Origin of the sequence: Aquabacterium sp. G14 (assembly GCF_037482285.1) — a bacterium.
In the GTDB taxonomy this organism is placed as follows: Bacteria; Pseudomonadota; Gammaproteobacteria; order Burkholderiales; family Burkholderiaceae_C; genus Aquabacterium.
Window position 1 is genome coordinate 150,032 of record NZ_JBBEYB010000004.1, and the last position, 18,221, is coordinate 168,252.

Genomic DNA, 18,221 nt, shown 5'->3' on the forward strand with positions numbered 1-18,221 from the left:
GTGTGATCCTGTGTGACGATGCTCAGGCCGTGGCTTCCAGGCGCAGCAGTTCGACGCCTTCGGCCAACTGGTCGCCCACGGCGCAGAGGATGGCGGAGACGACGCCGTCGTGCGGAGCGGTGAGGGTGTGCTCCATTTTCATGGCTTCGGTGACGGCCAGGGCCTCGCCTTGCTTGACCTGCTGGCCTTCGCTGACCAGCATGGCCACGACCTTGCCGGGCATCAGCGCGGTGAGGCGGCCTCCGGCAGCCTGCTCGTCGGACTGGCGCAGGGGGTCGATGCGTTGCACGCGGGCGTGACCTTGCGAGGTGAACACATCCAGCTCGTTGCCGTGGCGGTACACGCTCAGGCGCAGGCGTTGGCCTTGCACATCGGCCTCGAACTGCTCGCCGCCGTGGTCGGTGCGGCTCAGGGGCTGCACCGTCACGTTGACGGCATCCCAGCTGAGTTGCCAGGTGCCGTCGCGTTGGATGTCCAGCATGACAGCGAGCGTCTGGCCGTCGATGTGGAGTTTGACGAGACGACGTGCGTCACCGTGCAGGCGCCAGTGGTCGGTGCGCGACCAGGGGTCGCGGTGAGCGTGGTGAGGCGTGGTGTTCTGGGCGTCGGCCTGCAGGCGCAGCAGGGCGCCGGCCACGGCGTGCGCGATGGGCAGCGAGGGCGCTTCAAACAGCGCGCTGTGTTCGCGCTCGATCAAGGCAGTGTCCAGGTCGGCCTGCGCGAACGACGCGGTGGCGGCCACGCGGCGCAAGAAGCTGACGTTGTGGCTCAGGCCGGTGATGTGCAGATCGGACAGGGCGGTGTCGAGTCGGGACAAGGCGGCAGCGCGGTCTTCGCCGTGCACGATGAGCTTGGCAATCATCGAGTCGTAGTGCGGGGTGATGGCATCGCCTTCGCGCACGCCGCTGTCGATGCGCACCGGCGCAATCGCGAAGGTGCTGCAGATCGGGGTGCGCAGCACCTGCAGCGTGCCGGTGGCGGGCAGGAACTGCTGGGCCGGGTTCTCGGCGCAGATGCGCGCTTCGATGGCGTGGCCGGTGAAGGTGATCTGCGCTTGCGTCAAGGGCAGAGGTTCACCGGCAGCCACGCGCAGTTGCCACTCCACCAGGTCTTGGCCGGTGATGGCCTCGGTGACCGGGTGCTCCACCTGCAGGCGGGTGTTCATCTCCATGAAGTAAAACCTGCCGTCTTGCTCGCAGATGAACTCCACCGTGCCCGCCCCGACATAGCCCACGCTGCGCGCCGCGGCGATGGCCGCATCGCCCATCTGGGCGCGACGCTCAGGCGTCATGCCGGGGGCCGGGGCCTCTTCCAGCACCTTCTGATGGCGGCGTTGCACCGAGCAGTCGCGCTCGCCCAGGTACACGTAGTGGCCGTGGGTGTCGCCAAAGATCTGGATCTCGATGTGGCGCGGGCGGGTGACGTAGCGCTCGATCAGCACATGGGCGTCGCCGAAACTGGCTTGGGCTTCACGCTGGCAGGAGGCCAGGGCGGCGGCGAAATCGGCCGACTGCTGCACCAGACGCATGCCCTTGCCGCCACCGCCGGCGCTGGCCTTGATCAGCACGGGGTAGCCGATCTCGTCGGCTTGGGCTTGCAGAAAGGCGGGGTCCTGGTGGTCGCCGTGGTAGCCCGGTACCAGGGGCACCTGCGCGCGCTCCATCAGTGCCTTGGCAGCCGACTTGCTGCCCATGGCGGCGATGGCCGATGGCGGTGGGCCGATGAAGGCGATGCCCGCATCGACACAGGCCTGCGCGAAGGCTTCGTTTTCGCTCAGGAAACCGTAGCCGGGGTGGATGGCCTGGGCGCCGGTGGCCTGGGCGGCCGCGAGGATGCGGTCGGCGCACAGATAGCTCTCACGCGGGCTGGCACCGCCGATGTGCACGGCCTCGTCGCACAGTTGCACGTGGCGGGACAGCGCGTCGGCGTCGGAGTAGACGGTCACGGTGCGGATGCCCAGGCGGCGTGCGGTGCTGGCGACGCGGCACGCGATCTCTCCGCGGTTCGCAATGAGGATTTTGGTGAACATGGGCTCAGCCTTGTTGCCACGCGGGCGCGGTCTTGTTCAGGAAAGCGTGCAGGCCAGCGCGGCCTTCTTCGCTGGCGCGGATGTCGGCGATGTGGCGCGCGGTGTGGTCGCGCAGGGCGGGCGTGAGGGGCTGCCCGGCCACTTCGCTGATCAGGCGCTTGCCCGCCCGCACGGCCTGCGGGCCGTTGGCGACGATGGCATGCACCAGCTGGTCCACGGCGGCGTCCAGCGCATCGGCTACGACCACCTCATGCAGCAGGCCCAGATGATGAGCCTGTGCCGCATCGAAGCGCTCGGCGGTGACGATGTAGCGACGCGCAGCGCGCTCCCCGATGGCACGCAGCACATAGGGGCTGATGGTCGCGGGCGTCAGCCCCAGCTTGACCTCCGACAGGCTGAAGCCCACGTTGGGGGTGCCGACCGCGATGTCACAGGCGGCGACCAGGCCCACGCCGCCGCCGTAGCCGTCACCCTGCACGCGGGCGATCACGGGCACCGGGCAGCTGGCAATCGCCCACAGCATGTCGGCCAGACCGGTGGCGTCGGCGTGGTTCTCGTCCCAGCTGTAGCCGGCCATCTCGCGCATCCAGTTCAGGTCGGCGCCAGCGCAAAACGCCTTGCCGTGCGCGCCCAGCACCACCACGCGCAAGCCCGGCCGGTTGGCCAACTCGGTGAAGGTGTGCGTCAATTCGGCAATCGTGGCGGCATCGAAGGCGTTGCGCAGCGTCGGGCGGTTCAGCCACACGTGGCTGACGGGGCCTTCATGACGGATGTCCAGGTTCGACATGGCGGGCGTCCTCACATGCGGAAGACGCCGTAACGCGTCTCGGGGATCGGGGCGTTGAGCGCGGCACTGAGGGCCAGGCTCAGCACGCGGCGGGTGTCGGTGGGGCGGATCACGCCGTCGTCCCACAGGCGGGCGCTGGCGTAGTAGGGGTGGCCTTGCGCTTCGTACTGATCGCGCACGGGTGCTTTGAAGGCTTCTTCTTCGTCGGCCGACCAGCTGCCACCTTTGGCCTCGATGCCATCGCGCTTGACGGTCGCGAGCACGCTGGCAGCCTGCTCGCCACCCATGACGCTGATGCGGGCGTTGGGCCACATCCACAGCAGGCGCGGGTTGAAGGCGCGGCCGCACATGCCGTAGTTGCCGGCTCCGAACGAGCCGCCGATGATGACGGTGAACTTCGGAACAGCGGCGCACGAGACAGCGGTCACCATCTTGGCGCCAGCGCGGGCGATGCCCTCGTTTTCGTACTTGCGTCCCACCATGAAGCCGGTGATGTTCTGCAAAAAGACCAGCGGGATTTTGCGCTGGCAGCACAGCTCGATGAAGTGTGCGCCCTTGTTGGCGCTTTCGGCAAACAGGATGCCGTTGTTGGCGACGATGCCCACGGGCATGCCTTCGATGTGGGCAAAGCCGGTGACCAGGGTGGTGCCGTAGCGGGCCTTGAACTCGTCGAACTCGGAGCCGTCGACCAGGCGGGCGATCACCTCGCGCACGTCGAAAGGTTTGCGCGTGTCGGTGGGGATGATGCCGTTGAGCTCGGCCTCGTCGTACAGCGGGGCGCGCGGGGCGACCAGGGCCAGCTCGGGCGTCTTGCGCCAGTTCAGGCGGGCCACGGCCTGGCGGGCCAGGGCCAGCGCGTGCACATCGTCGCGGGCCAGGTGGTCGGCCACGCCCGACAGGCGGGTGTGCACATCGCCGCCGCCCAGGTCTTCGGCGGTGACGACCTCGCCGGTGGCGGCTTTGACCAGCGGTGGGCCGCCCAAAAAGATCGTGCCCTGGTTGGCGACGATGATGGTCTCGTCGCTCATGGCGGGCACATAGGCGCCACCGGCCGTGCACGAGCCCATCACCACGGCGATCTGCGGGATGCCGGCGGCGCTCAGGTTGGCCTGGTTGTAGAAGATGCGCCCGAAGTGGTCGCGGTCGGGGAAGACGTCGTCCTGGTTGGGCAGGTTGGCGCCGCCCGAGTCCACCAGGTAGATGCAGGGCAGGCGGTTCTGCGCGGCGATCTCTTGCGCACGCAGGTGCTTCTTGACGGTGAGCGGGTAGTAGGTGCCGCCTTTGACGGTCGCGTCGTTGCACACGATCATGCATTCGACGCCCGACACGCGGCCGATGCCGGTGATGATGCCGGCGCTGGGTGCAGCGTTATCGTACACGTTCAATGCAGCCAGCGCGCCCACTTCCAGGAAGGGCGAGCCAGCATCAAGCAGCTGTTCGACGCGGTCACGCGGCAGCAGCTTGCCGCGCGCCAGGTGCTTGGCGCGTGGGGCGTCACCGCCACCCAGGGCGATGCGGGCCAGTTGCGCCTCCAGGTCGGCCACCAGGGCCTGCATGGCGCGGACGCTGTCCTTGAAGGTTTCGCTGCGCGGATTGAGTTGGGTCTCGATGACGGGCATGGTCGATCAGGCCTGGAGCGGCGGCAGGGAAGGAGGAGGGGAGGCGCGATGCAGGGCATCGTGGACCTCGTCGCGGAAGCGGCTGAGCGCTGCCAGCGAGGCCAGGGCGGCCTCACGCGGCACCAGTGCGCTCCAGATCAGTTCGGTCAACTGGGCGGCGGTGGTGTCGATGTCGGGGCGCTTGGCCGAGGTGATGGCGTCCCACAGCACGTGCTCCATCGAGCCGTAGACCAGCTCGCGCAGCAGGCGCAGGGGCATGTCGGCGCGGACCTGGCCTTGGGCCTGGGCCTCGGCCAGCGCGTCCATCAAGGGGGCGGTGTAGCGGCGCTTGCAGGCGGCGATGACCTCGGCGAGTTCGGGCTCGGCCGAGCCAGCGGCGCGGCCCTCGCCCAGCACCAGGGCGCACATGCCCGAGCCGTCGGCCAGCAGGGTGCCGAGGTGGGCGCGCACAACGTGGCTGAGCTTGGCGTGCACGCCGCTCAGACGGGGTACGTCGCGCTCCAGCTCGCCGCTGATTTCGTCATACCAGCGGGTGATGACCTGGATGCACAGCTCGCGCTTGCTGGCGAAGTAGGTGAAGACCGTGGCCTCGGAGACCCCGGCGGTCTCGGCGATCAGGGCCATGGTGGTGCGCTGGTAGCCGTGCTGCGTGAACACGGATTGAGCGGCGCTCAACAAATCTTGCAGGCGATGCTGCGACTTGCTGCTTTTAGGGACGGTGCGGGCCAGGGTACTGGAACTCATTTTTTGAGTATGACTCAGAAATGAGCATGGAGCCAGCGCTGCAGCCCCTCTCCATCACCCGGGAAAACCCGGGTCAAACGGCCGTGTGTCAGTCGAAACGGTAGGCCGACAAGGTGGTTTCCAGTACGCGATCGCTGAACACCCGCTGGCCACGTCCTTCGCTGGCGGCGCCGGCCACCACCATCAGGGGCAGCAGGTGTTCTTCGGCGCGGGGCGGGTGGCAAAGCCGGGCCGAGGGGGCCTGGTCCCAGTGCGCCAGACCCTGTGCGCGCGTCGCCGGGTCGGCCTCCACCGTGGCGGTGAGCCAGGCGTCGAAGGTGTCGGAGATCGGGCCAAAGCGTGGGTCGCCATAGCCGCGCATGTTGTGAAAGCTCATGCCGCTGCCGACGATCAGCACGCCCTCGTCGCGCAGGGTGGTCAAGGCCTGGCCGGCTTGCAGATGGGCCTGCGCGTCCAGGTCGTGCCGCAGGGACAGTTGCACCACGGGCACGTCGGCGTCGGGGAACATCAGTTTCAGCGGGATGAACATGCCGTGGTCGAAGCCGCGGCGCGGATCAGCCTGGGAGGGTTGGCCTGCGGCGTGCAACAGCTGCGTGGTGCGCTCGGCCAGCTGGGGCTCACCCGGCGCGGGGTAGCGCAGTTCGTAGGTGTGGGGCGGAAAGCCGCCGTAGTCGTAGATCAGCTCGGGCTGGGCGCCGCTGGTGACGTTGAAGCCCCCCGTGAGCCAGTGGCCCGACACCATGACGATGGCGGTGGGGCGCGAGGTCAGGGTGTCGGCAATGCCCATCAGGAAGTCGCGCATGCGGTGCCAGGTGGTGGGCGGGTTCCAGTCCATGAAGAAACAGGGCCCTGCGCCATGCGGGATGAAATAGGTGGGCATGCGGGTGGGCGTGGACATGGCGGGTCTTTCGTGGCGGCTTGGAGATCGAAACGGTGGACACGCCACTGTCTGGGGTGTCACTCGTTCAGTATCGGCCAAGGGCGAATAGACCGATGGCTGCAGGGGGAAACCCAGGTGCCGCAGAATGGTTCGATGAAAGCGCTCCAAGACATTGCCCTGTCCATGCTGGACCTGGTGGCCGTGCGCGAAGGCGGCACGGTGGCCGAGGCCCTCGCCATCGCTCTGCGCACCGCCCAGCAGGCCGAAGCCCTCGGTTTCACCCGCTACTGGCTGGCCGAACACCACAACATGCCCGGTATCGCCAGTTCGGCCACGGCTGTGCTGGTGGGCCACATCGCGGGGGGCACGCAGCGCATCCGCGTCGGCTCGGGCGGCATCATGTTGCCCAACCACGCGCCGCTGGTCGTGGCCGAGGCCTTTGGCACGCTGGCCGAGCTCTACCCCGGTCGCATTGACCTGGGACTGGGCCGCGCACCCGGCACCGACCGCGCCACCATGCGGGCCCTGCGCCGCCACCACGTCGAAACCGAAGACGACTTCCCGCGCGAGGTCAGCGAGTTGCAGCGCCTGCTCGGGCCGGTGCAGCCGGGGCAGGCCATCGTCGCCATGCCCGGTGCGGGCACCGAGGTGCCGATCTGGCTGCTGGGCTCCAGCCTGTTTTCTGCGCAACTGGCGGCCGAGAAGGGCCTGCCCTACGCCTTTGCCTCGCACTTCGCGCCGCGCATGCTGCTGCAGGCGGTCGAGCTGTACCGGGAGCGCTTCAAGCCGTCCAAGGTGCTGGCCCAGCCGCACGTGATGATCGGCGTGCCCATCGTGGCCGCGCCCACCGACGACGAGGCCGAGTTCCTGGCCACCAGTACCGAGCAGCGCGTGCTGGGCATCCTGAAGGGGGAGCGCGGGCGTTTGCCGCCGCCAGTCGCAGGCTTCCGCGCCACGCTGTCACCGTCCGAGCACGCGGGCGTGGCTGACTTCCTTGGCGCGGCTGTCATCGGCGGGCCCGATACCGTGCGCGCGGGTTTGACCCGTTTGCTGGAGCTGACTCAGGCCGACGAGGTCATGATGGTGTCCGATGTGTTCGACCCCGCGCTGCGCTGGCGATCGATGGCGATCACCGCCGAGGTCTGCGACATCAGGGTATGACATGAGTTGGCAAATGATGATGATCGGTGACATGATCTGTCGCGTCATCACCCCGTTTGCCGACCATGTCCACGCCTGTCACGCCGTCCCGCTTTCTGGATCAGACCCACGAGGTCCACAACGTCTCGTGTGAGCTGGCGGGCTACAACATGTACACGCAGGACGCGGCCTTGCAGGAGGCCGTCCAGCGTGAGGGCGCGGCCTGGGCCCAGACCGACCTGACGCGTTTTGGCCAGCTCACCGGTTCGGCCGACTATCTGGAGCTGGGCGCCCTGGCCAACCGCCACCCGCCCGAGCTCGACACCCACGACCGCTTCGGCCACCGCGTCGACTTGGTGCGCTTTCACCCGGCGTATCACACGCTGATGAAGACGGCCATCGAAGAAGGCATCCACGCCTCGCCTTGGACCGATCCCAAGCCGGGCGCCCATGTGGCCCGTGCCGCCAAGTTCTACCTGCAGGCGCAAGTGGAAGCCGGGCATGGCTGCCCCATCACCATGACCTTTGCGGCCGTGCCCAGCCTGCTGACCACGCCCAAGCTGGCCGAGCAGTGGGTGCCCAAGATCACCGCGCCCATCTACGATCCGCGCAACGTGCCCGACGCGGCCAAGCACGGCCTGACCATCGGCATGGCGATGACCGAGAAGCAGGGCGGTTCGGACGTGCGCGCCAACACCACCCGAGCGTACCCGGTAGACGCCTCCGGTCCCGGTGAGGCGTACGAGCTCGTCGGCCACAAGTTCTTCGTGTCCGCGCCCATGTGCGACGCTTTCCTGGTGCTGGCCCAGGCGCCGGGCGGCCTGTCGTGCTTCCTGCTGCCGCGCTGGCGACCCGATGGCAGCAAGAACCCGCTGCAGGTGCTGCGCCTCAAGCGCAAGATGGGCAACGTCTCCAACGCATCGAGCGAGACCGAATTGCGGGGCGCCCTGGCCTGGATGGTCGGTGAAGAAGGGCGGGGCGTGCGCACCATCATCGAGATGGTGTCCATGACCCGCTTCGACTGCATGATCGGTTCATCGGCCGGCCAGCGTGCGGCCGTCGCCCAGGCGCTGCATCACTGCTCGCAGCGTTCGGCCTTCGGCACCGTGCTCAACCAGCAACCACTGATGCAGAACGTGTTGGCCGACCTGGTGCTGGAAAGCGAAGGCTCACTGGCGCTGACCATGCGCATGGCCCGCGCCATGGACCAGCGCGCCACTGATCTGCACGAAGACCGGCTGGCCCGCCTGCTCACCGCCGTCGGCAAATACTGGATCTGCAAGCGCACGCCGCAACACGCCTATGAGGCCATGGAGTGCATCGGCGGCAGCGGGGTGATGGAAGACAGTCCCTTCCCGCGCCTGTTCCGCGAGTCTCCCGTCAACGCCATCTGGGAGGGCAGCGGCAACGTGCAGTGTCTGGACGTGCTGCGTGCCATGCACAAGACGCCGGACGTGGTGCAGGCCTTCTTCAGCGAACTGGCTCGCGCCCGTGGCGGCCATGCCTTGCTCGACCGCTACGTGGCCGACTTGCAGCGCGCCTTCACCGATCTGTCCGATCTGGAATACCGCGCCCGCGATGTGGTGGGCCGCATGGCGCTGGCGGTGCAGGCGGCCCTGCTGGTGCAGCACGCGCCCAGCGTGGTCAGCGATGCGTTCTGTGCCTCACGCCTGGGCGGCGACAACCAGCACCACTACGGCACCTTACCGCGCGGCATCGACTGTGCGGCGATCATCGCGCGTGCCACCCCGCAGCGCGACGCCTGATCGGCGTGGTGTGCGGCGCAGGGGCGCTGCCCCCTCAGCGTAGCACCTGGTGCGCCACCCCCACGTACATCGGGATCCCGATCAGGATGTTGAACGGGAAGGTCAGACCCAGCGACATGCCGATGTACAGCGAGGGGTTGGCCTCGGGAATGGCATGGCGCACCACCGCCGGCACGGCGATGTAGGACGCACTGGCGGCCAGCACCATCAGCAAGGCACCGTTGCCTGCCGGGATGTCGAGCAGCACACACAGGCCCAGCGCCAGAGCCGCATGGACCAGAGGGCCGATCAGGCCATAGGCCAGCAACCAGGGTGACTTGCCCTTGAGCTCACCCATGTTGCGTGCCGCGTTCAGGCCCATGTCCAGCAGGAAGAAGGCCAGCATGCCCTTGAACAGGTCACCCGCAAATGGCTTCATGGCGTCGTGGCCCGATTGCCCGGTCACGATGCCGATCACCATCGCGCCCAGCAACACCAACTGCGCTCCGTCGGTCACCGACTCATGCAGGATGCGGCCCAGCGGTGTGTTGCGGACCGTGCGCGACTCGGCAGCGAGCGCCTGCTCCTTCTCACGCTGGCGCACCATGTTGGCCAGCAGCACCGCCATGATGATCGCCGGGGATTCCATCAAGGCCATGGCCGCGGCCATGTGTCCGCCATAGGGCAGGTTGTGGTTGTCCAGGTACTGCACTGCCGTGATGAAGGTCACGGCGCTGACCGAACCATAGGTGGCCGCGATCGCGGCCGCGTCGTAGCCGCTCAGGAAGCGTTTGAGCAGGTGATAGCCCAGCAGCGGCACCACCGTGGCCAACAACAAGGCGCAGCCCAAGCTCACGGCCACATCGGCCGTCAGACCCGACTGGTGCAGCGCGAAGCCACCCTTCAGCCCCAGGGCCATCAGCAGGTACAGGGAGAGGAAGCGTGCGATCTGCGGCGGGATCTCCAGGTTGGAGCGCAGGGCGCCGGCCAGCAGGCCAAACACGAAAAAAAGGATGGCCGGGTCGAGGAAACTTTGCATGAGATGGGCTCCGGTCACGCCACGATGCCGGGGGAGCCCGGACGCAGCGACCGGAACTGAACTCTAGCAGTTTGGCGGCCCGGGTGGTGGGCACCCACGACAAAGGCGGGTCAAGCTCAGGGTCATGCGGGCCGCCCCCTGCGCGTGCACCCCCGAGTCGGCTGTCAACCCGGTTTTGCCTGAGCGCTCCTCAGGGGTTTTCGAGACAAGACGCCGTCCGAGATCTGCGCGACAGTGGTGCATGTTCTCGGATTTACCTTGGTGGTTGATCAACACGGTGGTGGCCGTGCTGCTCCTGGCCCTCGGTGCCACCGTTGCGCTGTGGGGCCTGACATGGCGTGCCCGCACGCGGCAGCGCATCCAGGCGCTGGAAGAGCGCCGCCTGCTGTTGCAGAACCTGGTGCGCCACATTCCCGATCTGGTCTGGCTCAAGGACATCGATGGCGTCTACCTAGCCTGCAACGAGCCCTTTGAGCGCTTTTTCGGCGCCGTGGAAGCCGACATCATTGGCAAAACCGATGCCGACTTCCTGTCGGCCGAACAGGCGGCGCTCTTTCGTGAAAACGACTTCCTGGCCATGACCTCGGGTCAGCCGCACATGAACGAGGAGTGGATCACCTTCGCGGGCAGTGACGAACCTCGCCTGGTTGAAACCATCAAGAGCCCCATGCTTGACAGCCGGGGCGAGGTCATCGGTGTGCTCGGTGTTTCGCGCGACATCACCGAGCGTGAGCGCGCCGCTCAGGAACTGCAGCGTCTGCGCAATCACCTGACTGAACTGGTGGACGAGCGGACCCACCAGCTCGCCGAGCTGGCCGAATCTTTGCGCCAAGCCCACGCCGAACAGAAGACCATTGTCGATGCCGTGCCCGTGGGCATAGGTTTGCTCAAGGACCGCCATGTGGTTTACTGCAACCAGCGTCTGGAGCAGATGTTCGGGTTCCAGCCCGGAGGCATGGTCGGCCGATCCACGCGGGTCTGGTATCCCGACCATGCCGCGTACGAGGCGGGTGGACGCAAGGTCTACGAAATCATCAATCAGGGCGAGATGTACTGGCGCGACGAGCAGCTGATCCGGCAGGATGGCAGCCTGTTCTGGGCACGCATCACCGGGCGCCTGATCGACCCGCAGGACCCGGCCAAGGGTGTGCTGGGCATCATGGAAGACATCAGCGCCGAGCGGGCCACCATGGAAGCCCTGCGCAAGGCCAAGGAGGCCGCGGAAGCCACCACCCGCTTGAAGTCGGCTTTTCTGGCCAACATGAGCCACGAAATTCGCACGCCGATGAATGCCATCATCGGCTTGACTCACCTCGCCCTGGACACCTCGCTCGACGACATCCAGCGCGACTACCTGCAAAAGATTCAGGGGGCCAGCCAGCACCTGCTGGGCATCGTCAACGACGTGTTGGACCTGTCCAAAATCGAGTCGGGCAAACTGCAACTGGAGCGCCTCAGTGTGGACATCGCCCAGATCCTGCGTGACGTGCATGCCCAGCTCATCGACAAGGCGCACGCGAAGGGGCTCGCCTTGCAGTTGCACATCGATCCGGCGCTGTCCCCTCGCCTGATGGGCGACGGCCTGCGCATTGGCCAGGTGCTGCTCAACTTTGGCAGCAACGCGGTGAAGTTCACCGAGCAGGGCCAGGTCGACCTGAGCGTGCGGGTGCAGTCTCACACCGATCGCGAGGTGAGCTTGTGCTTCGAGGTGCGCGACACCGGCATTGGCCTGAGCGACACCGAGCAGTCCCAACTCTTTCAGAGCTTCCAGCAGGCCGACGTTTCCACCACCCGGCAGTACGGTGGCACAGGCCTGGGGCTGGCCATTTCTCGCCATCTGGCCGAGCAAATGGGTGGCGCCGTGGGCGTGCACAGCGAGCCGGGTCAGGGTAGTCTGTTCTGGTTCACCCTCACTCTGGAGCGCGCCGAGGAGGAGCCCGCGCAGGCCGGCAGCGGGCCGAACGCGCGCACGCCCACCTCACTGAGCGAGGCGCGTGAGACCTTGGCCTATCTGCGCGGGAGCCGGGTGTTGGTGGTGGAAGACAACGAACTCAATCGCCTGCTGGCGGGCGAGTTGCTGCAGGGGGTCGGTCTGGTCGTGGACTTCGCACACAACGGTCAACAGGCGGTTGATCGCCTCACCCGGGTCGAGGCGGGCAGTGCCGCCGATTACCGTCTCGTCTTCATGGACATGCAGATGCCGGTGATGGACGGCCTGGAGGCCACGCGACAGATCCGGCAGCTACCGGACCGAACGCCGTTGCCCATCGTCGCGATGACCGCCAACGCCATGGTCGAAGACAGCGAACGCTGCCTGGCTGCGGGCATGAACGACTACATCTCCAAACCCTTCAGCCCGGAAGCCCTGTGGGCCTTGCTGAGCCGTTGGTTGCCGCCGCGTCAGCCAGCCTGAAGCTGCTCACAGACCCTGCAAGACCTTGGGTGTGGTCGCTCGGTGAAAGCCGTTGAAGCTGGGCGCAGGCTCGTGTGGCGCCTTGGGCCAAACCGGGTTGTTCACGCCCGCACCGCCGTCGATCGCCACCGTCACACCGGTGACAAAAGCTGCGCCAGGGCTCAGCAGGAAACAGATCACCGAACTGATTTCCGCTTCCAGGCCCAGGCGGCGCATCGGCAGGTTGTCCTTCAGGCTCAGGATCATTGGCGCCATTGCAGGGCCATACGAGTCCATGCCGCTCGACGCCACCCAGCCCGGCGCCACCGCGTTGACACGCACGTGCGCGCGCGCCCACTCGAAGGCGGCCGTCTTGGTCAGGTTCACCATGCCGGCACGGGCTGCACCCGAGTGCGCCATGCCGGCCATGCCATTCCACATGTCGGCGGCCATGTTCACGATGGCACCGCCACCGTGCTTGCTCAGCGACTGATTGAACACCTCGCGTGCCATCAGAAAGCCGCCCGTCAGGTTGTTGGCCACCACGGCCTCGAACCCGCGCTTGGAGATCATCTCCATCGGCGCCGGAAACTGCCCACCTGCGTTGTTGACCAGGCCATGAATGCGGCCATGCGTCTCAACGATGCGCGCCACCGCTGCCTTCACCTGGTCCTCATCGCGGATGTCGAAGGCCGCCGTGTCCACTTGGCCCCCATCTTCACGGATCTCGGCAGCCACCTTGTCGAGCTTCTCCTGGGTGCGACCGGTGATCACCACCGTCGCCCCCAACGCAGCCAGTTCATGCGCCACACAGCGGCCGATGCCACTGCCGCCCCCCGTGACGACATGGACTTGCCCCCGGAACAGGCCGGGACGGAAGATGCTGTCGTAGTGCGAAGAGGTGGTCATGGCAGTGGGAAGGCAGACAAAGATGAGGGCACTCTAAACCTGGGTGACGTATGCGTCAATCAAGCGCCATTAAGGTTAATTACCGATGGTCACCGGGCATGGCGCTCATTACGCTGACCATTCTGAACGGCTTGTTGTCTGTTCTCTTGACCGCATTCGGTCCGCATTCACCCGAGGCCCCCATGACCGACGCTGTGTACCCCACCTACTTCAACGAAACGCACCAGATGGCCCGCACCACGGCGCGGCGCTTCATTGAGCAGGAGGTCAAGCCCCACATCGCCGAGTGGGAGGAGGCGGGCACCTTTCCGCGCGAGCTCTACCAGAAGGCCGGCGAACTGGGCCTGCTGGGGATCGGGCATCCACAACGCCTGGGCGGTGCCGGTGAAGAAGATGTGTTTCTCAAGGTCGCTGTCAGCGAAGAGCTGATGCGCAGCACCTCAGGTGGCCTCGTCGCCAGTCTGGGCTCGCTCGACATCGGCCTGCCGCCTGTCTGGCGAGGCGGCTCACCCGAATTGCAGCAACGCGTGGTGCCCAGCGTCATCGCAGGCGACAAGATCATCTCCTTGGCCATCACCGAGCCCAGTGGCGGCTCCGACGTGGCCAACCTGCGCACCCGTGCCGTGCGAGATGGTGACCACTACATCGTCAACGGCTCCAAAACCTTCATCACCTCCGGCACCCGCGCCGACTACTACACCGTGGCCGTGCGCACGGGCGGCGAAGGTTTCACTGGCGTCTCGCTGCTGCTCATCGAGAAAGACACGCCCGGCTTCAGCGTGGGCCGCAACCTCAAGAAGATGGGCTGGTGGGCCTCGGACACGGCCGAGCTGTTCTTCGAAGACTGCCGTGTGCCGGTCGCCAACCTGATCGGCCCGGAAAACGCCGGCTTCATGCTGATCATGGCCAACTTCCAGGCCGAACGCCTCTCGCTGGCCATCATGGCCTACATGACGGCCCAGATGGCACTGGAAGCCTGTCTGGACTACGTCAAGGACCGCGTCACCTTTGGCAAGCCCTTGGCCAAGCACCAGGTCATTCGCCACAAGCTGGCCGAAATGGCCACCCGCGTCGAAGTGGCCCGCGAGTACAGCTACCGCGTGGCCGCCCGCATGCAGGCCGGCAAACCGGCCATCAACGAGGTGTGCATGGCCAAGAACTTCGCCACCGACGTGGCCGACTACGTGACCCACGAAGCCGTGCAGATTTTCGGCGGCATGGGCTACATGCGCGAATCGGTGGTCGAGCGCCTGTACCGTGACAACCGCATCCTGTCGATCGGTGGCGGCACGCACGAAATCATGAACGAGATCATCATCAAGCAGATGGGCCTGTAAGGGGGGCGGAATGTGGGGCCGCCGAGGCCGCGCCGCTGCGGACGTGCGAGGCGCTCGGTCCGTCGGCAGATCGTGTTGAGGGGGGCTCTGTCCGCTACCCGCGGACAGAGGCGATTCGGGCCTCGCCTTCGGGCGGGGCCTTTTTTTTGCCTCGGTGCTTCAGCGCAGCGGTGTCGGCAAGGGTCGTGCCGCCAGGTAGGCGCCACCCGACACCAGCACCATGCCCCCGATCAGCCACAGCGTCAGCGGCTCACCCAGCAGCGGCACGGCCGCCAGACCCACCACCACCGGCACGATGGCCACGATGGCCCCGGTACGCTCGGGCCCCAGGATGGAGATGGCCCGCAGGAACAGCAGCATGGCCACGATGGTCGTGATCACGCCTTGGTATACCGCCTGCAAGGCCAGCATCGACCAGGGCGCGGCCGCCAGGTTCTTGGGCAGCCAAAACAGGTAGATCGGGATATAGACCAGGGCCGAGGCGACCGCCAGAAAGCGCGTCAGCAGCCACACATCGAACACCCACTTGCGCACCATCACGCTGTAGGTGGCCCAGGCCAGCGAGGCACACACCAGCAGCAGGTCACCTTGCAGCGTGCTGGCGCTGGCGGCATGGCTGCCCAGCAACTGCGGGCCAGCCACACAGGTCACCCCCAAGGCGATCGCCAACAGCCCCCACATGCGCTCACGGCGTGGGCGGGCACCCAGGATCCACCACGCCAGCATCGTGATGATGAAGGGCTGCAGCCCGGACAGGAACACGCCGCCGTGGGCCGCCGGGGCCCGGCTCAGGCCCGCGTACACCAGGTTCAAAAACAAAAAGCCGCCCGTCAGCGACAAGACCCACAAACGTGGGTTGCGCCAGGTGCCGGGCGGCAGTTGAAAGCAAAAGGGCAGCAAGACCAGGGCCGCGGTCCCCAGGCGCAAAGCCACCACGTCCCAACTGGTCAGGGCGTGCTGGCCGGCCACGCGGGCCAGCAACATGAAACCCGCCCAGATCAGCGCGGTGGACAGGGCGGCAAGGTAGCCCTGTAGGGCAGCGGGGCGAGGTGGTGCATTCATGGGTGCCGTCAGTCTAGCTTGCGGCACCCGCTGACCTGAATGCAGGGGCTTACTTGGTACCGTGCGCGACCGCCACAGCCGTCATGTTCACGATGCGGCGCACCGTGGCCGACGGGTTGAGGATGTGCACCGGTGCGGCGGCACCCAGCAGGATCGGGCCCACCGTGATGCCATTGCCGCCGGTCATCTTCAGCACGTTGAACAGGATGTTGGCGGCATCCAGGTTCGGGCAGATCAGGATGTTGGCGCTGCCATCCAGCGTCGACCCGGGCAGCAGCTTGCTGCGCACCGCTTCGCTCAGGGCCGCGTCACCCTGCATCTCGCCGTCGGCGGGGATGTGGGGCATGCGGGCCACGAAGATGTCGCGGGCCTGGCGCATCTTGCGCGCCGACGGACGGCTGCTGGAGCCAAACATCGAGTGCGACAGGAAGGCCACGCGCGGCGGCAGGCCAAAGCGCTGCACCTCTTCCACGGCCATCGCGGCGATGTCGGCCAGTTGCTCGGCAGTCGGGTCTTCGTTGACGAAGGTGTCGGCGATGAACAGGTTGTGGTTGTCCAGGATCAGCGCATTCAGTGCGGCCAGACCATGGGCGCCCTCGCGCACACCGATCACGTCGCGGATGTGCTCCAGATGGAAGTCGTAGCGGCCGATGACGCCGCAGATCATGCCGTCGGCATCGCCCAGCTTGACCATCAAGGTGGCGATCAGCGAATTGGAGCGGCGCACCACGACCTTGGCCAGGTCAGGCGAGACGCCGTCGCGGGCCTTGAGCTTGTGATACGTCTCGTAGTAGCGCTTGAAGCGTTCGTCCTTGGCCGGGTTGACGATCTCGCAGTTCACGCCCGGCTCCAGGCGCAGTCCAGCGCGTTCGATGCGCGCCATGATGATGTCAGGACGGCCGACCAAGATGGGTTGGGCGATGCCTTCGTCCACGGCGATCTGGGCCGCGCGCAGCACGCGCTCTTCTTCGCCTTCGGCGTAGGCGATGCGCTTGGGCGCGGCCTTGGCACCCAGGAACAGCGGACGCATGAACAGGCCCGTGTTGGTCACGAACTGGGTCAGCGAGTCGCGGTAGGCCTTCAGGTCGGCGATCGGGCGGGTGGCCACGCCCGAGGCGGCGGCGGCTTCGGCCACTGCCGGCGCGATGCGCAGGATCAGGCGCGAGTCGAACGGCGTCGGGATCAGGTAGTCCGGGCCGAAGCGCAGTTCGCGACCCGGGTAGGCAGCAGCGACTTCGTCCGAGATCTCGGCCTTGGCCAAGTCTGCGATCTGGCGCACGCAGGCCAGCTTCATCGCTTCGGTGATCTTGGTGGCGCCGCAGTCGAGCGCGCCACGGAAGATGTAGGGGAAGCACAGGACGTTGTTGACCTGGTTCGGGTAGTCTGAGCGGCCGGTGGCGATGATGCAGTCCGGGCGGGCAGCCTTGGCCACTTCAGGGCGGATTTCCGGCTCGGGGTTGGCCAGCGCCAGGATCAGCGGCTTGTCGGCCATGGTCTTGACCATGTCGGCGGTCAGCACGCCGGGAGCCGAGCAGCCCAGGAACACGTCGGCACCATTGACCGCATCGGCCAGGGTGCGGGCCGAGGTGGTCTGCTGGTAGCGCTGCTTGGAGACGTCGAGCTTGTCGGTGCGCTCGTGGTGGATCACGCCCTTGGAGTCGCACACGAAGATGTTTTCGCGCTTGACGCCCAGGCCCACCATCACGTCCAGGCAGGCAATGGCCGCAGCGCCGGCGCCCGAGACGGCCACTTTCACCTGGTCAATCTGTTTGCCCACCAGTTCCAGGCCGTTCAGCAGGGCGGCGCTCGAGATGATGGCCGTGCCGTGCTGGTCGTCGTGGAAGACGGGGATGTTCATGCGGGCGCTGAGTTCCTTCTCGATGTAGAAGCACTCGGGCGCCTTGATGTCTTCGAGGTTGATGCCGCCGAGCGTGGGCTCCAGGGCGGCAATGATTTCGATCAGCTTGTCCGGATCGCGTTCGGCCAGTTCGATGTCGAAGACGTCAACACCGGCGAACTTCTTGAACAGACAGCCCTTGCCTTCCATCACCGGCTTGGAAGCCAGCGGGCCGATGTCGCCCAGACCCAGCACCGCGGTGCCGTTGGTGATCACGGCGACCAGGTTGCCGCGCGACGTGTAGTCGAAGGCCTTGCCCGGGTCCTGCTCGATGGCCAGGCAGGGGTAGGCCACGCCGGGCGAGTAGGCCAGGGCCAAGTCGCGCTGGTTGGACAGCGGCTTGGTGGGGGTCACCGAGATCTTGCCGCGGGTCGGCAGGCGGTGGTATTCGTTGGCGGCGTCGCGCAGGGACTGTTCGGCGTCGGACAAGGGCTTATCAGAACTCATGATCGTCTATTTCACGCGGAGAGGGCGACGATGGTACGACATCTGCCCGGGGTGCCACGCTTCGGTGAGGTTCCCCCTGACCCGACTTAGGGGGATGAGGGCAGAGATTTCCCCTGTTTCCCGTGCTGAAATCGCGTTTGCGAGCCTGCGGGCCCGCGAACAGCGGCCTTATCGGGTTACGCTGACCACATGTT

13 protein-coding genes are annotated in these 18,221 nt (G+C 66.6%); 4 read left to right on the forward strand and 9 right to left on the reverse strand.

The window, feature by feature from the left end; genetic code table 11:
- Positions 1-22: 22 nt before the first annotated feature.
- From WIT60_RS06590 to WIT60_RS06610, 5 genes are all read right to left on the reverse strand, one after another.
- Entirely contained in the window at positions 23-2,029 is a 2,007-nt protein-coding gene (locus WIT60_RS06590; protein WP_339583135.1) for an acetyl/propionyl/methylcrotonyl-CoA carboxylase subunit alpha, read from the reverse strand.
- Between the two features lie 4 nt (positions 2,030-2,033).
- Positions 2,034-2,816: an enoyl-CoA hydratase/isomerase family protein gene (locus WIT60_RS06595; protein ID WP_339583136.1), complete on the reverse strand. Its 783-nt coding sequence runs from the start codon at positions 2,814-2,816 to the stop codon at positions 2,034-2,036.
- An 11-nt stretch (positions 2,817-2,827) separates the two neighbouring features.
- Complete coding sequence (locus WIT60_RS06600) at positions 2,828-4,435, reverse strand: carboxyl transferase domain-containing protein (RefSeq protein WP_339583137.1); 1,608 nt, start codon at positions 4,433-4,435, stop codon at positions 2,828-2,830.
- Positions 4,436-4,441: 6 nt separating this feature from the next.
- The gene (locus WIT60_RS06605) at positions 4,442-5,197 is read right to left on the reverse strand and encodes a TetR/AcrR family transcriptional regulator (RefSeq protein WP_445207669.1); all 756 of its coding nucleotides are present in this window, start codon (positions 5,195-5,197) and stop codon (positions 4,442-4,444) included.
- A gap of 70 nt (positions 5,198-5,267) precedes the next feature.
- Positions 5,268-6,077 (reverse strand): DODA-type extradiol aromatic ring-opening family dioxygenase, encoded by an 810-nt coding sequence (locus tag WIT60_RS06610; protein WP_339583139.1) that lies wholly within the window; start codon positions 6,075-6,077, stop codon positions 5,268-5,270.
- A 135-nt stretch (positions 6,078-6,212) separates the two neighbouring features.
- Between WIT60_RS06610 and WIT60_RS06615 the strand changes: the two genes are divergently transcribed.
- Both WIT60_RS06615 and WIT60_RS06620 read left to right on the forward strand, forming a co-directional pair.
- Positions 6,213-7,220 carry an LLM class flavin-dependent oxidoreductase gene (locus WIT60_RS06615; protein ID WP_339583140.1) on the forward strand — a complete coding sequence of 336 codons (1,008 nt, stop codon included), beginning with the start codon at positions 6,213-6,215 and terminating at the stop codon, positions 7,218-7,220.
- Positions 7,221-7,285: 65 nt separating this feature from the next.
- Entirely contained in the window at positions 7,286-8,965 is a 1,680-nt protein-coding gene (locus tag WIT60_RS06620) for an isovaleryl-CoA dehydrogenase (protein WP_339583141.1), read from the forward strand.
- A 34-nt stretch (positions 8,966-8,999) separates the two neighbouring features.
- On the opposite strand, the gene WIT60_RS06625 is transcribed toward WIT60_RS06620, so the two are convergent.
- The gene (locus WIT60_RS06625) at positions 9,000-9,983 is read right to left on the reverse strand and encodes a sodium-dependent bicarbonate transport family permease (RefSeq protein WP_339583142.1); all 984 of its coding nucleotides are present in this window, start codon (positions 9,981-9,983) and stop codon (positions 9,000-9,002) included.
- Positions 9,984-10,224: 241 nt separating this feature from the next.
- On the opposite strand from WIT60_RS06625, the gene WIT60_RS06630 reads away from it, so the two are divergent.
- Positions 10,225-12,396, forward strand: coding sequence for a PAS domain-containing protein (locus tag WIT60_RS06630; RefSeq protein WP_339583143.1), 2,172 nt, complete (start codon positions 10,225-10,227; stop codon positions 12,394-12,396).
- A 6-nt stretch (positions 12,397-12,402) separates the two neighbouring features.
- Here the strand turns inward: WIT60_RS06630 and WIT60_RS06635 are convergent, their stop codons facing one another.
- Positions 12,403-13,284, reverse strand: coding sequence for an SDR family oxidoreductase (locus WIT60_RS06635; protein WP_339583144.1), 882 nt, complete (start codon positions 13,282-13,284; stop codon positions 12,403-12,405).
- Between the two features lie 182 nt (positions 13,285-13,466).
- Between WIT60_RS06635 and WIT60_RS06640 the strand changes: the two genes are divergently transcribed.
- A complete protein-coding gene (locus tag WIT60_RS06640) occupies positions 13,467-14,621 on the forward strand; it encodes an acyl-CoA dehydrogenase family protein (protein WP_339583145.1) in 1,155 nt (384 codons plus the stop codon).
- 159 nt (positions 14,622-14,780) lie between these two features.
- Here WIT60_RS06640 and WIT60_RS06645 read toward each other — a convergent pair whose 3' ends face one another.
- A complete protein-coding gene (locus WIT60_RS06645) occupies positions 14,781-15,683 on the reverse strand; it encodes a DMT family transporter (RefSeq protein WP_339583146.1) in 903 nt (300 codons plus the stop codon).
- A gap of 49 nt (positions 15,684-15,732) precedes the next feature.
- Entirely contained in the window at positions 15,733-18,027 is a 2,295-nt protein-coding gene (locus tag WIT60_RS06650) for an NADP-dependent malic enzyme (protein WP_339583147.1), read from the reverse strand.
- Positions 18,028-18,221: the final 194 nt, after the last annotated feature.

Excerpts from the sequence above, each read along its gene's own strand:
- WIT60_RS06600 (WP_339583137.1), bottom strand. The coding sequence starts at position 4,435 with ATGCCCGTCATCGAGACCCAACTCAATCCGCGCAGCGAAACCTTCAAG.
- WIT60_RS06615 (WP_339583140.1), top strand. The coding sequence starts at position 6,213 with ATGAAAGCGCTCCAAGACATTGCCCTGTCCATGCTGGACCTGGTGGCC.
- WIT60_RS06595 (WP_339583136.1), bottom strand. The coding sequence starts at position 2,816 with ATGTCGAACCTGGACATCCGTCATGAAGGCCCCGTCAGCCACGTGTGG.
- WIT60_RS06645 (WP_339583146.1), bottom strand. The coding sequence starts at position 15,683 with ATGAATGCACCACCTCGCCCCGCTGCCCTACAGGGCTACCTTGCCGCC.
- WIT60_RS06630 (WP_339583143.1), top strand. The coding sequence starts at position 10,225 with ATGTTCTCGGATTTACCTTGGTGGTTGATCAACACGGTGGTGGCCGTG.
- WIT60_RS06590 (WP_339583135.1), bottom strand. The coding sequence starts at position 2,029 with ATGTTCACCAAAATCCTCATTGCGAACCGCGGAGAGATCGCGTGCCGC.
- WIT60_RS06650 (WP_339583147.1), bottom strand. The coding sequence starts at position 18,027 with ATGAGTTCTGATAAGCCCTTGTCCGACGCCGAACAGTCCCTGCGCGAC.
- WIT60_RS06635 (WP_339583144.1), bottom strand. The coding sequence starts at position 13,284 with ATGACCACCTCTTCGCACTACGACAGCATCTTCCGTCCCGGCCTGTTC.
- WIT60_RS06620 (WP_339583141.1), top strand. The coding sequence starts at position 7,286 with ATGTCCACGCCTGTCACGCCGTCCCGCTTTCTGGATCAGACCCACGAG.
- WIT60_RS06640 (WP_339583145.1), top strand. The coding sequence starts at position 13,467 with ATGACCGACGCTGTGTACCCCACCTACTTCAACGAAACGCACCAGATG.
- WIT60_RS06610 (WP_339583139.1), bottom strand. The coding sequence starts at position 6,077 with ATGTCCACGCCCACCCGCATGCCCACCTATTTCATCCCGCATGGCGCA.
- WIT60_RS06625 (WP_339583142.1), bottom strand. The coding sequence starts at position 9,983 with ATGCAAAGTTTCCTCGACCCGGCCATCCTTTTTTTCGTGTTTGGCCTG.